Raw genomic sequence first — 13,361 nt, 5'->3', positions numbered from 1 at the left:
GCCGGGACAAGAGGTCCCAGGCCGGGACAAGACCCCCTGGGTCGGGACCGGCCATAGGAGATCTCGTGAGGGATGAGAGGGTCTGAGGGTGAGCGAGACACTGCCGAAGACCCTGCAATACCGCATGGACGGGCCGGAAGACGCACCCATTCTGATCCTGGGCCCCTCCCTCGGAACGACCTGGCACATGTGGGATCGCCAGGTGCCCGAGCTGGCCCGCCAGTGGCGGGTGTTCCGCTTCGACCTGCCCGGTCACGGCGGCGCCCCCGCGCACCCCGCGACCAGCGTCCCCGAGCTGACGGAACGGCTGCTGGCCACCCTCGACGAGATCGGCGTGCAGCGGTTCGGCTATGTGGGCTGCTCCATCGCCGGAGCCATCGGCGCCGAGCTGGCGCTGCGCCGTCCCGACCGGATCGCCTCGCTCGCGCTGGTCGCGGCCTCGCCCCGGTTCGGGACGGCCGACGAGTTCCGGCAGCGCGGGGTGATCGTCCGTGCGAACGGGCTCGACCCGATGGCCCGCAGCGCGCCCGAACGCTGGTTCACCCCGGGCTTCGCCGCCGCGCAGCCCGCCATCGTCGAATGGGCCGTCCAGATGGTCCGTACCACCGACCCCGGGTGCTATATCGCCTCCTGTGAGGCGCTGGCCGCCTTCGACATCCGGGCGGAGCTGGGCCGTATCACCGTACCGACCCTGGTGCTGGTCGGCGCCGAGGACCATGTCACCGGGCCCGCCGAGGCGCGCACGCTGGTCGCGGGGATACCGGACGCCCGGCTCGCGCTGGTGCCCGGAGCCTCCCATCTGGCGCCCGTCGAGCGGCCCGCCGCCGTCACGGATCTGCTCGTCCACCACTTCTCCACCGCCTGGTACAACCCGTCCGACACCTCCACCGGCCTCACCGTCCTGCCCGACCGGGGCCCCGTGCCCTCACTCTCGGCGACGGTCGGCCCGATCGCCGAGATCGCCCCCGTCGAGCAGCCCCAGGCCGTGACCGCCGGGCGGCCCGACCCGTACGAGGCGGGCATGCGGGTGCGCCGACAGGTCCTGGGCGACGCCCATGTGGACCGTGCCATGGCCGCCGACGACTTCACGGGCGACTTCCAGGAGCTGATCACCCGCTACGCCTGGGGCGAGGTGTGGACCAGGGAGGGCCTTGACCGCCGCACCCGCAGCGCCGTGACGCTGACGGCGCTGGTCGCGGGCGGCCATCTGGAGGAGCTGGCCTTCCACACGAGGGCGGCGCTGCGCAATGGCCTCACCCCCGCCGAGATCAAGGAAGTGCTGATCCAGACGGCCGTGTACTGCGGGGTCCCGGCCGCGAACACGGCGTTCCGGGTGGCGCGGACCGTGATCCAAGAGGAGACCACGCCCGAGACGTAGCAGGATGGCGGTGTGCGCTCATGCGCCGGCACCGACACCAGCACCGACAACGCACCTACAGCGGCACCGACAGCGAGGGAGGCGGTCAGCGGTGAGGCTCACCAAGAAGACGCACGCCTGTGTCCGGCTGGAGAAGGACGGCCGTACGCTCGTCATCGACCCCGGTGCCTACACCGAGGACGATGCCACGACCGGCGCGGACGCCATCCTGGTCACCCACGAGCACCCCGATCACTTCCACGAGGGGCATCTGCGGGCCGGCCTTGAGGCCAACCCGGCGGCCGAGCTGTGGACGCTGCGCAGCGTCGCCGACCAGATCTCCGCCGCCTACCCAGGGCGCGTCCACACGGTCGGCCACGGCGACACGTTCTCCGCCGCCGGTTTCGACATCCAGGTCCACGGCGAGTTGCACGCGGTGATCCACCCGGACATCCCGCGGATCACCAATGTCGGCTATCTCGTGGACGGCTCGGTCTTCCACCCCGGCGACGCGCTGACCGTCCCCGACCAGCCCGTCGAGACGCTGCTGCTGCCCGTACAGGCGCCCTGGAACAAGATCTCCGAGGTGATCGAGTACGTACGCGAGGTCAAGCCGCGGCGCTCCTTCGATGTCCACGACGCGCTGATCACGGAGCTGGCCCGGCCCATCTACGACACCCAGATCGGCGGTCTGGGCGGCGCGGAGCACGGCAGGCTCGCCCCGGGGCGCTCCGTCGAACTGTGACTGTCGGACCCCGCCGATAGGCTGTCCCGCATGCGCATCGCGACCTGGAACGTCAATTCGATCACTGCCCGGCTGCCCCGGCTGCTGGCCTGGCTGGAGAGCACCGGTACGGACGTGCTGTGCGTCCAGGAGACCAAGTGCACGGAGGAGCAGTTCCCCGCCGAACAGCTCCGTGAGCTGGGCTACGAATCGGCGGTCAACGCCACCGGACGGTGGAACGGGGTGGCGGTGATCTCCCGGGCCGGCCTGACGGACATCGTCCGGGGGCTGCCCGGCGGACCGGAGTACGAGGGCGTGACCGAGCCGCGCGCGATCTCCGCGACCTGCGGCCCCGTCCGCCTCTGGTCGGTGTACGTGCCCAATGGCCGCGAGGTCGGCCATGACCATTACGCGTACAAGCTGCGCTGGCTGGAGGCGCTGCGCGCGGCGGTGACCGACGACGCGGCGGGCGCGCGGCCGTTCGCGGTGCTCGGTGACTTCAATGTGGCCCCGGCCGACGAGGACGTGTGGGACCTGTCCCGCTTCGAGGGTGCCACGCATGTCACCCCCGCCGAGCGTGCGGCGCTCGCCGCGCTGCGCGAGCAGGGGCTCTCCGACGTGGTGCCACGCCCGCTCAAGTACGACCGCCCGTACACCTACTGGGACTACCGCGAGCTGGGCTTCCCGAAGAACAAGGGCATGCGTATCGACCTGGTCTACGGCAACACGCCGTTCGAGGGCGCGGTCAAGGACAGCTATGTCGACCGCGAGGAGCGCAAGGGCAAGGGCGCCTCGGACCACGCCCCCGTCGTCGTGGACATCGACGTCTGAGGACGGCTCTCCGGTCCGTGCCCTCTCCGGTCCGCGCGTCCGCGCGCTCCGCGGTCCGCACCCTCCGCGGCCCGCCAACCGGTCCGCGCGCCCTATGGTGCGTCGGCAAGCGGAATGGCACGCTGAGCGGTATGAACATCCCCTTCTTGGACAACTGGCGCAAGCGGCACGACGGCGAGGACGCGGCCTCGCTCGCCTCCGTCGTCGACGGCGACCCGGAGGGTGTGGCCGAGTTGCTCGCCGAGTGCGAGCTGCTGCGTGCCCGGGCGGGGGAGAACGGTCTTGAACTGGACGACTCCCCGGCCTCGTTGGAGGCCCTCGACCAACTGCCACCGCGCTGGCGCGACGACCCCGAGGAACTGCCCTGGCTGGGCAACGACGCGGGGCTGTATCTGGGCACGGTGATCGTCCGTACGGTGCCCGGCGCGCTCTGGCACATCTGGCCCGGCGGACATCCCGTGGTGCGCCTCGTCTCCGGGCGCGAGATCCCGGTCGTCGAATCCGGTCTCGACTGGGCGGCGACCGGAGCGCCCGAGCTGTCCCAGGTCTACGCGGAGGCCGCGGAAGCCTGACCCTCGGCCTTCCGCGCGGTCAGTCCTCCGGTGCGGTATGTCGTCCTGTGCAGTAAATACGGCTTATGCCCCACATGTGCGTGTCGAGCACGAAGTCCCTTGTCCGGCTGGATAGTTTGCGCTGACTTCGACACAGCCGGGAGTGGGTGGGGCAGCGTATGGCCGTCGATTCATTGATCGAGCTGCGGGGCGTCAACAAGTACTACGGACCGTTGCATGTCCTCCAGAACATCGATCTGACGGTCGCCCGCGGGGAAGTGGTCGTGGTCATCGGCCCTTCCGGCTCCGGGAAGTCCACGCTCTGCCGGACCATGAACCGGCTGGAGACGATCGAGTCGGGCCTGATCACCATCGAGGGAACGCCCCTGCCGGCCGAGGGCCGCGGGCTCGCCCGGCTCCGCGCGGAAGTGGGCATGGTCTTCCAGTCGTTCAACCTCTTCGCGCACCGGACCGTGCTGGACAATGTCTCGCTCGCGCAGATCAAGGTCCGCAAGCGCAAGAAGGAGGACGCCGACCGGCGTTCCCGGGAACTGCTCGACCGCGTGGGACTCGTCTCCCAGGCCGACAAGCTGCCCGCGCAGCTCTCCGGCGGTCAGCAGCAGCGCGTCGCCATCGCCCGCGCGCTCGCCATGGACCCCAAGGCCCTGCTCTTCGACGAACCCACCTCGGCGCTCGACCCGGAGATGATCAATGAGGTGCTCGAAGTCATGCGGCAACTCGCCCGCGAGGGCATGACGATGGTCGTCGTCACTCATGAGATGGGTTTCGCCCGCTCCGCCGCCAACCGCGTGGTCTTCATGTCCGACGGCCGCATCGTCGAGGACCGCACCCCGGAGGACTTCTTCACCGCGCCGGAGAGCGATCGGGCGAAGGACTTCCTCTCCAAGATCCTCAAGCACTGAGGGGGTGCGGTCCATGATCCCCGGTCGCGTACCGCGTGCAGGTCGCGTACCGCGTACCGGGCGCGCACCGCGTACAGGTCTCGCACCGCGTACGAGTCGCGCACCGTGTACGAGGAGAACCCTCGCGGCGAGAACCCTCATGGCGCTCCTGTCCCTCCTGCTCGCCCTGCCGGCCGCTCTCGCCGCGGGCTGCGGAAAGCCGGGCAGCCCGCCCGTGAAGGGCCCGCGGGCCGACACGCTGCCCCACTATCAGGTGAACACCGAGTTCCGGCTGCCCGAGTCACCGACCTGGACCGCGGCGAAGCGGCGTGGGTATCTGATCGTCGGTGCCAAGGAGGACCAGCCGTACATGGGGGAGAAGGACCCGGCCACCGGCGTCTACTCCGGCTTCGACATCGAGATCGCCAGAATGATGTCGGCGTCCCTGGGCTTCGATCCGAAGACCATCCGCTTCCGTACGATCGCCTCCGCGAACCGGGAGACCGCCCTGCAGAACGGGCAGATCGACTACTACGTCGGCACGTACACCATCAATGAGAACCGCAAGAAGCTCGTCGGATTCGCCGGCCCGTACTACATGGCCGGGCAGTCGCTGCTGGTGAGGACGGACGAGCACGACATCCACGGGCCGCGGGACCTCGACGGCAGACGCGTCTGCTCGGCCGCGGGATCGACCCCGTACCAGCGGATCCAGCGGGACTACCCGCGCATTCAACTCGTGGGCTACGACACGTACTCCGCCTGTGTGGACAATCTGCTGACCTACCAGGTCGATGCCGTCACCACGGACGACACCATCCTCCAGGGCTACGCGGCCAAGGCGCCCGGCGAACTCAAGGTGGTCGGCAAGCCCTTCTCGAAGGAGCCCTACGGCATCGGTGTCCCGCGCGACGACAACGCGCTGCGCCTCGCGCTCGACGACGCCCTCGCGGCCAACGAGAGGAACGGCAACTGGCAGAAGGCGTACGACGCGACCCTCGGCCTCTCCGGGCGCCGGGCCACCCCGCCCCCGCCGATCGACCGTTACCCGGCGAGCTGAGGCAGGAGCCATGGACGTACTCACCGACAACCTCACCCTCTACGGCAAGGGCTTCCTCGGCACGGTCGAGCTGACGGTCTACGCCTCGCTGCTCGCGCTGGCACTCGGGTTCGTGATGGCCTCCTTCCGGGTCGCGCCGGTCCGCGCCCTGCGGGCGCTGGGCACCGCATGGGTCACCGTCCTGCGCAACACCCCCCTGACGCTGCTCTTCTTCGCGGTCGTCCTCGGGCTGCCGCGCTTCGGTCTCGTCCTGCCCTTCCAGCTCTTCGCGGTCCTCGCGCTCGGCTGCTACACCTCCGCGTTCATCTGCGAGGTGCTGCGCTCGGGCATCAACACCGTGCCCAAGGGGCAGGGTGAGGCGGCCCGCAGCCTCGGGATGACCTTCGGGCAGACCCTGAGCGGTATCGTCCTGCCGCAGGCGTTCCGTTCGGTCATCCCGCCCATCGGCTCCACCCTGATCGCCCTCGCCAAGAACTCGGCGATCGCGGGGGCGTTCAGCGTCACCGAGCTGCTCGGCACGTACAAGAGCCTGAACGAGATGGGCTACAGCATCGTCTGGACCTTCGTCTGGATCGCCGTCGGCTATCTGATCATCACCCTGTCCATCAGTGCGCTGTTCCACGTCATGGAGAAGCACTGGGGAGTCGCCCGATGACCTCGACGGCCTCGAAGACACCGGAGCCCGCGCGGACGACGCGGACGACGAAGACGTCCCGGAGCGAGTCGACCGCGCTGTACGACTTCCCGGGGCCCCGGACGGAGCGGCGGCACCGCTGGTACGGCGTGCTGGCGACGGCGGCGGTCGCCGCGCTGTTCGGCTGGCTGCTCTATCTCCTCTTCGCCACCGACCAGTTCACCGCCACCAAATGGTCCCCCTTCGAGTACCAGGGCATCCAGGATCTGCTGCTGCGCGGCCTCGGCAACACCCTCAAGGCCTTCGCGTACGCGGCGGTGCTCTCGCTCGTACTCGGCGCGGCCCTCGCCTGTGGCCGGCTCTCCGAGCATCGGCCGGTGCGCTGGGTGGCCACCGCACTGGTCGAGTTCTTCCGTGCCATGCCCGTGCTGGTGATGATCTTCTTCATCTTCGTGGCGCTGAAGGTGCAGGCGCTGCCCGCGCTGGTGGCGGGACTGACGCTCTACAACGGCTCCGTGCTCGCCGAGGTGTTCCGTACCGGAGTCAACTCGGTGGAGCGCGGTCAGCGGGAGGCGGCGTACGCGCTCGGCATGCGCAAGACGCAGGTCATGACGTACGTGCTGGTGCCGCAGGCGGTCCGCGCCATGCTGCCCACGATCATCAGCCAGCTGGTGGTCGCTCTCAAGGACACATCACTCGGCTATCTGATCACCTATGAGGAGTTCCTCCATGCCGGAAAGCTCATCGCCTCGAATCTCGACTACGATTTGCCGTTCATCCCTGTGGTGATGGTGATTTCACCGATCTACATCGGGATGTGCATGCTGCTCTCCTGGTTCGCCCACTGGCTGGCCGGGCGGCAGCGGCGCAACCCGAGAACCGAGGCCGCGGGCGTCGCCCCGGCCTCCCCAGGGACGCTGCTGCCGGGCGGGCAGTAGCTCAGGGGCAGTGGCCCGTCCGGCGGCAGCCGGAGATCACTTCTCGTACGGATCTCGTACGGACGGGAAGAAGGTCAGCTGCGCGCCGGTCGGGTTGTGCTCCAGCCGGGAGCGCGCCCGGCGGGCGGGCCACTTGGCACGCGAGGTCACTCACCGGCCGCTGTCGCTCACCAGCCCCCGCTGCTCACGCGCCTCCGTCGCTCACCAGCCTCCGCTGCTCACGCGCCTCCGTCGCTCACGCGGCGGCGGGGAGCGGTTCGTGGGCCGCCCGCGTCACATCCGCGACCAGCTCCACCACATCGGGCCCGTACGCCGCCGAGTTGACCACCTTCAGCAGCAGACAGAACGAGTTACCGCCGTGTTTGCGGGCCAGCTTCTCGTGATGGCGGAACAGATAGCGCGTGGCCGCCTGGTTGGTGATCGCCCGCTGGCCGCAGAAGAGGAAGACCGGCCGTGCCCCCTCACCGGCGGTGAGCCGCGCCAGCAGGACGTACTCGGTGACGCCCACCTCCGCGCGGTAGCGCTCGGAGCCGATCTGGAACGAGCCCCGGTCCGGCCCGGATTCGGTACTGGTGTCGACCTTCACACCGGGCAGCAGTGAGCCCAGATGCGCGGCCATCCGCCGATTCGAGTACGGCCCGCCGAGGCAGAATTCCGTACGCTCCCCGAAGCCCTGGCGCGCCGAGTCGTGCTGGACGATCTCCGCGTGCGCCCCGCAGTCCTTGATCAGCGCGGCCAGCTCCAGCAGAGCGGAGACGTCGTAGCGGTGGACGGCCCCGTCGCTGCCCGCCTCACGATTGACGACCAGCAGACATTCGGAGTTTCCGGGCAGACCGAAGAACGCCTGCTTGCGGCGGAGCCTGCGGCGCCAGAGATAGGTACGGGCGAGCCAGCCCAGGGAAGCGCTGACACCGGCGGCGACTACGCCGAGCACGATGTTGCGTATGTCGTCATTCATGGGCGCGCATCGTAGCGGGACGAGGCGAACGCGGTTCGAGACGGTCCTGACGAAGCGGGGGCGTCGGCGTTACGCTGCGCGCACAGTTCTCGACTGGAGGTACGGATGCGTCGCTCCGCTGCGCGGAATGTGTCGTTGTCGGCCGTTGCCGCGGCCTTGCTCTCGGTGGGCGCGTGCGCGCCACCCTCGGTCTCGGGGACGAGCGGCGCACAGGCACGTCCGCCGGCCAAGACACCGGTGGCGACGGGATACGGGGGCGCGGTCGCGAGCGTCGACGCCGATGCCTCGGCCGCCGGTATCGAGGTGCTCAGGAACGGCGGCAACGCCGTGGACGCGGCCGTGGCCACGGCCGCCGCGCTCGGCGTCACCGAGCCGTACTCCGCGGGTATCGGCGGTGGCGGCTACTTCGTCTACTACAACGCCAAGTCCCGTACCGTACACACCATCGACGGCCGCGAGACCGCTCCCGCCTCGGCCGACCGCTCGCTCTTCCTGGAGAACGGCAAACCGCTGCCCTTCGCGGACGCCGTGACCAGTGGTCTGAGCGTCGGTACGCCGGGGACCCCCGCCACCTGGAACAGCGCTCTCGACGCCTGGGGCAGCCGCTCGCTCTCCCAACTGCTGGCGCCGGCCGAGCGGCTGGCGAAGGACGGCTTCGTCGTCGACGCCACCTTCCGCGCGCAGACCCAGTCGAACCAGGCGCGGTTCGCCGACTTCCCCGACACCGCCGAACTCTTCCTGCCCGGGGGACAGCTGCCGGTCGTCGGATCCACCTTCAAGAACGCCGATCTGGCCCGTACCTACCGGGAGTTGGGGCGTACCGGCACCCGCTCGCTCTACGAGGGCGAGCTGGCCCGCGACATCGTCCGTACCGTACGCAAGCCCCCCGTGAACCCGGACTCCGGCCGCAACGCCCGCCCCGGCGATCTGACCACCCGCGATCTCTCCGGTTACCGCACGAAGACGCAGGCGCCGACCAAGGTCTCGTACCGGGGACTCGACGTGTACGGCATGGCGCCGTCGTCCTCGGGCGGTACGAGCGTCGGCGAGGCGCTCAACATCCTTGAGCGTACGGACCTTTCGAAGGCGACCGAGGCGCGGTATCTGCACCGGTTCATCGAGGCGAGCCGGATCGCCTTCGCGGACCGGGGCCGCTGGGTGGGCGACCCGGCCTTCGAGGACGTACCGACCAAGGGGTTGCTGTCGCAGCGCTTCGCGGACGCGCGCGGCTGTCTGATCAAGGACGACGCGGTCCTCAAGAGCCCGCTGGCGCCCGGTGATCCGAGCGATCCCACGCCGTGCGGGCGCGGCGGGACGGCGGCGCCGACCACCTTCGAGGGCGAGAACACCACGCATCTCACGGCGGCCGACAAGTGGGGCAATGTCGTCGCCTACACGCTGACCATCGAGTCGACGGGCGGCAGCGCGATCACCGTGCCGGGCCGGGGCTTCCTGCTCAACAACGAGCTGACGGACTTCTCCTTCGCCCCGGCGAACCCGGCCGTCCACGACCCGAACCTGCCGGGACCGGGCAAGCGCCCGCGCTCGTCGATCTCCCCGACGATCGTGCTGGACTCGAAGGACCGGCCGGTCCTGGCGATCGGCTCACCGGGCGGCGCGACGATCATCACCACCGTGCTCCAGACGCTGACCGGCCGGCTGGACCGCGGTCTGCCGCTCGTCGACGCGATCGCGGCGCCCCGGGCCAGCCAGCGCAACGCGGCGGCCACGGAACTGGAGCCCGGCCTCTGGAACAGCCCGGTGCGCCAACAGCTTGAGGCGCTGGGCCATGTCTTCACCCAGAACCCGGAGATCGGCGCGGCGACCGGTGTACAGCGACTGCCGGACGGCCGCTGGCAGGCCGCGGCCGAGAAGGTCCGCAGGGGCGGCGGCTCGGCGATGGTGGTGCGCCCGGACGGCAAGTAGCAGGGCGTACGGAACGACTCCCGGCCCCTGGGCCCCGCCCCGCCGGCCTACCGGCCGGGGCGGGCCCCGGGGCCGTCGCGCGCCCTTGTTCCGTGCGGTCCGGCGGTTCCGTGCGCCCCATGTGCTCGCGCTCATGTGGCCCGCGCACTCATGTGGCCCGCGCACTCATGTGGCTCGCGCGCTCATGTGCTCAGAGCGCCGTCAGGATCCTCGGTCCCTCGTCGGTGATCGCGACCGTGTGTTCCGCGTGGGACGCGCGGCTGGAGTCCAGGGTGCGGATCGTCCAGCCGTCGTGGGCCGTGAAGTGCCGGTCGGTGCCACTGCTGATCAGCATCGGCTCGATCGCCAGCACCATGCCGTGCCGTAGCGGCATCCCCCGCCCCGGGCGGCCCTCGTTGGGCACGCCCGGGTCCTCGTGCATCGTCCTGCCCACGCCGTGGCCGCCGAAGCCTTCGGGGATGCCGTAGCCCGCGCGGCGGCAGACGCGGCCGATCGCATGGGCGATGTCGCCGATCCGATTGCCGACGACTGCCGCCGCGATTCCGGCCTCCAGTGCCTCGTTGGCCGTGTCGATCAGCCGTACGTCGTCCGGGCGGGGCCGGCCGACCGTGAAGCTGATCGCCGCGTCGCCGACCCAGCCGGCCAGCTCCGCGCCGCAGTCGATGCTCACCAGATCGCCGTCGTGCAGCCGGTAGCCGTCGGGGATGCCGTGCACGATCGCGTCGTTGACCGAGGCGCAGATGACGGCGGGGAAGGGTGTGGGCGCCCAGTCGGGGTGATAGTCGAGGAACGGCGAACCGGCACCCGCCTCGCGCAGGACCGCGCGGGCGGTCTCGTCGAGCGCGCGCAGGCTGGTGCCCACGGCCGCCACTTCCCGTACCGCCGTCAGTGCCTGTGCGACGACCCGGCCGGCGGCGCGCATGGCGTCCAGGGACGCATCGGTCTTGATCTCCACCATTCCAATAACTATACCGGTCGCCGGGGATCCGGGCACCCTTGTGCGGCGGTATTACAATGACGGCATGGTACGTAGTCCACTCACTCCCCAAGAGCACGAGCGCGGCGAGCGGCTCGGTCGGCTGCTCCGTGAGGCGCGTGGCTCGCGCAGCATGGTGGAGGTCGCCGCGGTCGCCGGGCTCTCCGCCGAGACCTTGCGCAAGATCGAGACCGGCAGGGCGCCGACGCCCGCCTTCTTCACCGTCGCGGCGCTGGCCGGGGCGCTGGGGCTGTCGATGGACGAGATCGCCGCGAGCTGCGTGCTGGTGCCGGCCTGATCCCGGTCCGGTCACGGGCCGGTCTCTCGCGCGGTCACGGGTGATCCGGGCTGACGAGGAGGGCGGGGACCGCGTAGTCTCCCGCCCGTGACGACCCTCGACGCACTCGGCCGTAGCCGCTATGTCAGCCTCACCACCTACCGCAAGGACGGCACGGCCGTCGCCACCCCCGTCTGGCACGCGGTGGACGACGGCGAACTGCTCATCTGGACCAGGTCCGACGCCTGGAAGGTCAAGCGGATCCGTAACAACAGCCGCGTCGTGGTGACGGCGTGTGATGCGCGCGGCCGGATCGCGCAGGGTGCGCCGAGCGCCGAGGGCAGTGCGCGGCTGCTTGAGGAGCCGGCGGCGCTGGAGCGCATCCGCAAGCTGCTCACCCGCAAGTACACCTGGCAGTTCTGGCTGATCGACCGGCCTGCCAGGGTCGTTCGGCGCGGCAAGCGCCTCCACACCGGCATCGCCGTCACCTTCTGACCCCGTGGCCCGGTGAGGCACCCGAACCGCGCCGGAAAACAGTCCGTAGCCGCGCTGTAACACGACTGAGGTCGAATGCCAGCGGACCGGAGGGCTCCCTTCGGCGGAGCACGGCGGGGGAGGAACGGGGCCTGCGATGGCGGTGCGTCAACTTCCAGCGGAGATCGGGGCGTTCGCCCGGTACTTAAGGGACTTGACGTCCCTCCTCGATCCGGAGGGTGGCTGGTACGGAGTCTTCCGCCGCCGTGACCCCGATGGTCTGCGAGCCTGCTTCGACGGTGCCGAGGTGCCGCCCTGGGACGTGGTGGATTCGCTGCTCCAGGACTTCGCCTCCGGACGCGACGACCGGATGGTGGCCGCCGAGACCGAGCGGGCGGGTCGGCTCCATACGGCGTCCGCCACCGCTTACGACCGCCGCCCCGGCGGTCCGGAGGCGCTGTCCGAGCGGCTGCGGCTGATGGTGCGTGAGCAGGTGCACGCGGCGGGCCGGGCCGAGGAGTTGGTCCGGCTGCTCGGTACCACTCCGGAGCGCACGCCCCGGGCCGAACAGCTCGCCCACGACCTTGCCTGGATCCGCGACGACCACGCCCGTGCCTCCGCGCGCTGCGCCGAACTCCGGGCCCGGCTGGAGTCGTTGGCGCCACCGGCCCGCGCCACCGGGCCCGTGCGCCCACCGGCCCCGGACAGCTGGTTCCGCGCGGAGGAGCCCTCGGTCTTCGACCGGCCGGCCGTACAGAGGCCCGGCGCGGGGAGGCCGGGCGGGATACCTGATGAGCTGTCCGGCGGGGGGCCCGCCGAGTCGCCCGGCGCCACGTCCACAGGCGCCCCGGCGGACCGGGGCCGACCCGGGGGGAAACCCGACCCCGAGGCCCCCGACCCCGCCGCTTCCCAAGCCGCTCCCCAACCCGCTCCCGAGCCTGGCGGGAAGAAGAAGCGCGCGCCCGCGCCCCGGCGGAGGCCCCGTGGCGCCCGCTTCGCCGGGCTCGAAGTCGACGACACCGACGACATCGACGCGGCGGCGCCCGCGCCCGCGCTCCCCGTACCACCTCCGTCCGCCCCCGCCTCCCCGCGTGGGGCCCGCTTCGGCGGCGCGCCCGCCGCTCCCGTCGCGCCGGCCGCGCCCCGGCACTCCGCGGCGGATCTGCGGGCCGCCGCCGAGACAGTCGCCACGCTGATCCGGCTGCGCGCCGAAGGCAGGACCGGTGAGGCGCATGTCGTGCTCTGCGAAGCCGCGGGCCGGCCCCCGGAGCAGTTCCCGCTGCTCGCCGCCGAACTGCACCGCGCCGGACTCGGCGCCGACTGGGCCGAACTGCTCTGGGAAGCGGCCTTCCTGCCGCCCGCGCGGCTGGCCGCCGCGGCCGGGGCGCTCGCCGCCGCGGGCCGGGACGGTGACTGCGGGCAACTGCTGCGCCAGGGTGTCTCCCGCCCCGCGGAGGAGATCGGCGACGCCGTACTCGCACTCGGCGAGGCGGGCCGCGTGCACGAGTCGCACGCGTTGCTGAGCGCCTTCGTCCAGGCCCGTGCCCCCGAGGACGCGGTGCGGATCGCCGTATCCGATCCGCGCCGGCTGGTCCCGCAGCTGATCGACGCCGCCCGTGCGGTCTCGGTGGCCCGTGAGCGCGATCTCGTACATGCCCTGCGGGTGGCGGGGATCGTCGCCACCTGACCGGCCCCGAAGCGAGCGGACCGGCCCCGGGGGTGAGCGGACCGGCCCCGGCGCTCGACCGGGATC

At 71.0% G+C, this 13,361-nt stretch carries 14 protein-coding genes; 12 read left to right on the top strand and 2 right to left on the bottom strand.

Going from position 1 to position 13,361, the window contains the following annotated elements; translation table 11 throughout:
* The first annotated feature begins 88 nt into the window (after positions 1-88).
* The 8 genes from pcaDC (at position 89) to ABTZ59_RS26900 (ending at position 6,997) form a co-directional block, all read left to right on the top strand.
* Complete coding sequence (gene pcaDC / locus ABTZ59_RS26935) at positions 89-1,378, top strand: bifunctional 3-oxoadipate enol-lactonase/4-carboxymuconolactone decarboxylase PcaDC (RefSeq protein ID WP_351417956.1); 1,290 nt, start codon at positions 89-91, stop codon at positions 1,376-1,378.
* Positions 1,379-1,469: 91 nt separating this feature from the next.
* Positions 1,470-2,102 carry an MBL fold metallo-hydrolase gene (locus tag ABTZ59_RS26930; protein WP_351417951.1) on the top strand — a complete coding sequence of 211 codons (633 nt, stop codon included), beginning with the start codon at positions 1,470-1,472 and terminating at the stop codon, positions 2,100-2,102.
* A 30-nt stretch (positions 2,103-2,132) separates the two neighbouring features.
* The gene (locus ABTZ59_RS26925; protein WP_351417943.1) at positions 2,133-2,912 is read left to right on the top strand and encodes an exodeoxyribonuclease III; all 780 of its coding nucleotides are present in this window, start codon (positions 2,133-2,135) and stop codon (positions 2,910-2,912) included.
* Positions 2,913-3,043: 131 nt separating this feature from the next.
* Positions 3,044-3,484 (top strand): DUF6278 family protein, encoded by a 441-nt coding sequence (locus tag ABTZ59_RS26920; RefSeq protein WP_351417938.1) that lies wholly within the window; start codon positions 3,044-3,046, stop codon positions 3,482-3,484.
* Between the two features lie 158 nt (positions 3,485-3,642).
* Positions 3,643-4,386 carry an amino acid ABC transporter ATP-binding protein gene (locus ABTZ59_RS26915; protein ID WP_351417933.1) on the top strand — a complete coding sequence of 248 codons (744 nt, stop codon included), beginning with the start codon at positions 3,643-3,645 and terminating at the stop codon, positions 4,384-4,386.
* A 139-nt stretch (positions 4,387-4,525) separates the two neighbouring features.
* Entirely contained in the window at positions 4,526-5,425 is a 900-nt protein-coding gene (locus tag ABTZ59_RS26910) for a glutamate ABC transporter substrate-binding protein (protein ID WP_351417926.1), read from the top strand.
* A 10-nt stretch (positions 5,426-5,435) separates the two neighbouring features.
* Positions 5,436-6,080, top strand: a complete 645-nt coding sequence (locus ABTZ59_RS26905; RefSeq protein WP_351417921.1) for an amino acid ABC transporter permease — start codon at positions 5,436-5,438, stop codon at positions 6,078-6,080.
* Complete coding sequence (locus ABTZ59_RS26900) at positions 6,077-6,997, top strand: amino acid ABC transporter permease (RefSeq protein WP_351417912.1); 921 nt, start codon at positions 6,077-6,079, stop codon at positions 6,995-6,997. The genes ABTZ59_RS26905 and ABTZ59_RS26900 overlap by 4 nt, the downstream gene beginning before the upstream one ends.
* 235 nt (positions 6,998-7,232) lie before the next feature.
* On the opposite strand, the gene ABTZ59_RS26895 is transcribed toward ABTZ59_RS26900, so the two are convergent.
* Complete coding sequence (locus ABTZ59_RS26895; RefSeq protein WP_351417905.1) at positions 7,233-7,955, bottom strand: hypothetical protein; 723 nt, start codon at positions 7,953-7,955, stop codon at positions 7,233-7,235.
* Positions 7,956-8,060: 105 nt separating this feature from the next.
* On the opposite strand from ABTZ59_RS26895, the gene ggt reads away from it, so the two are divergent.
* The gene (gene ggt, locus ABTZ59_RS26890) at positions 8,061-9,881 is read left to right on the top strand and encodes a gamma-glutamyltransferase (protein WP_351417900.1); all 1,821 of its coding nucleotides are present in this window, start codon (positions 8,061-8,063) and stop codon (positions 9,879-9,881) included.
* Between the two features lie 190 nt (positions 9,882-10,071).
* On the opposite strand, the gene map is transcribed toward ggt, so the two are convergent.
* Entirely contained in the window at positions 10,072-10,839 is a 768-nt protein-coding gene (gene map, locus ABTZ59_RS26885) for a type I methionyl aminopeptidase (RefSeq protein ID WP_351417895.1), read from the bottom strand.
* A 64-nt stretch (positions 10,840-10,903) separates the two neighbouring features.
* Between map and ABTZ59_RS26880 the strand changes: the two genes are divergently transcribed.
* The 3 genes from ABTZ59_RS26880 to ABTZ59_RS26870 all read left to right on the top strand — a co-directional run bounded on the left by ABTZ59_RS26880 (position 10,904) and on the right by ABTZ59_RS26870 (position 13,295).
* Positions 10,904-11,155 carry a helix-turn-helix domain-containing protein gene (locus tag ABTZ59_RS26880; protein ID WP_351417888.1) on the top strand — a complete coding sequence of 84 codons (252 nt, stop codon included), beginning with the start codon at positions 10,904-10,906 and terminating at the stop codon, positions 11,153-11,155.
* 87 nt (positions 11,156-11,242) lie between these two features.
* Positions 11,243-11,629, top strand: coding sequence for a PPOX class F420-dependent oxidoreductase (locus tag ABTZ59_RS26875; RefSeq protein WP_351417881.1), 387 nt, complete (start codon positions 11,243-11,245; stop codon positions 11,627-11,629).
* A 193-nt stretch (positions 11,630-11,822) separates the two neighbouring features.
* Entirely contained in the window at positions 11,823-13,295 is a 1,473-nt protein-coding gene (locus tag ABTZ59_RS26870; protein ID WP_351417878.1) for a hypothetical protein, read from the top strand.
* Positions 13,296-13,361 lie beyond the last annotated feature (66 nt).

The sequence above is a fragment of the Streptomyces sp. NPDC094034 genome (assembly GCF_040303865.1).
Lineage (GTDB): Bacteria > Actinomycetota > Actinomycetes > Streptomycetales > Streptomycetaceae > Streptomyces.
This window is presented reverse-complemented; position numbering and strand designations above follow the sequence as displayed.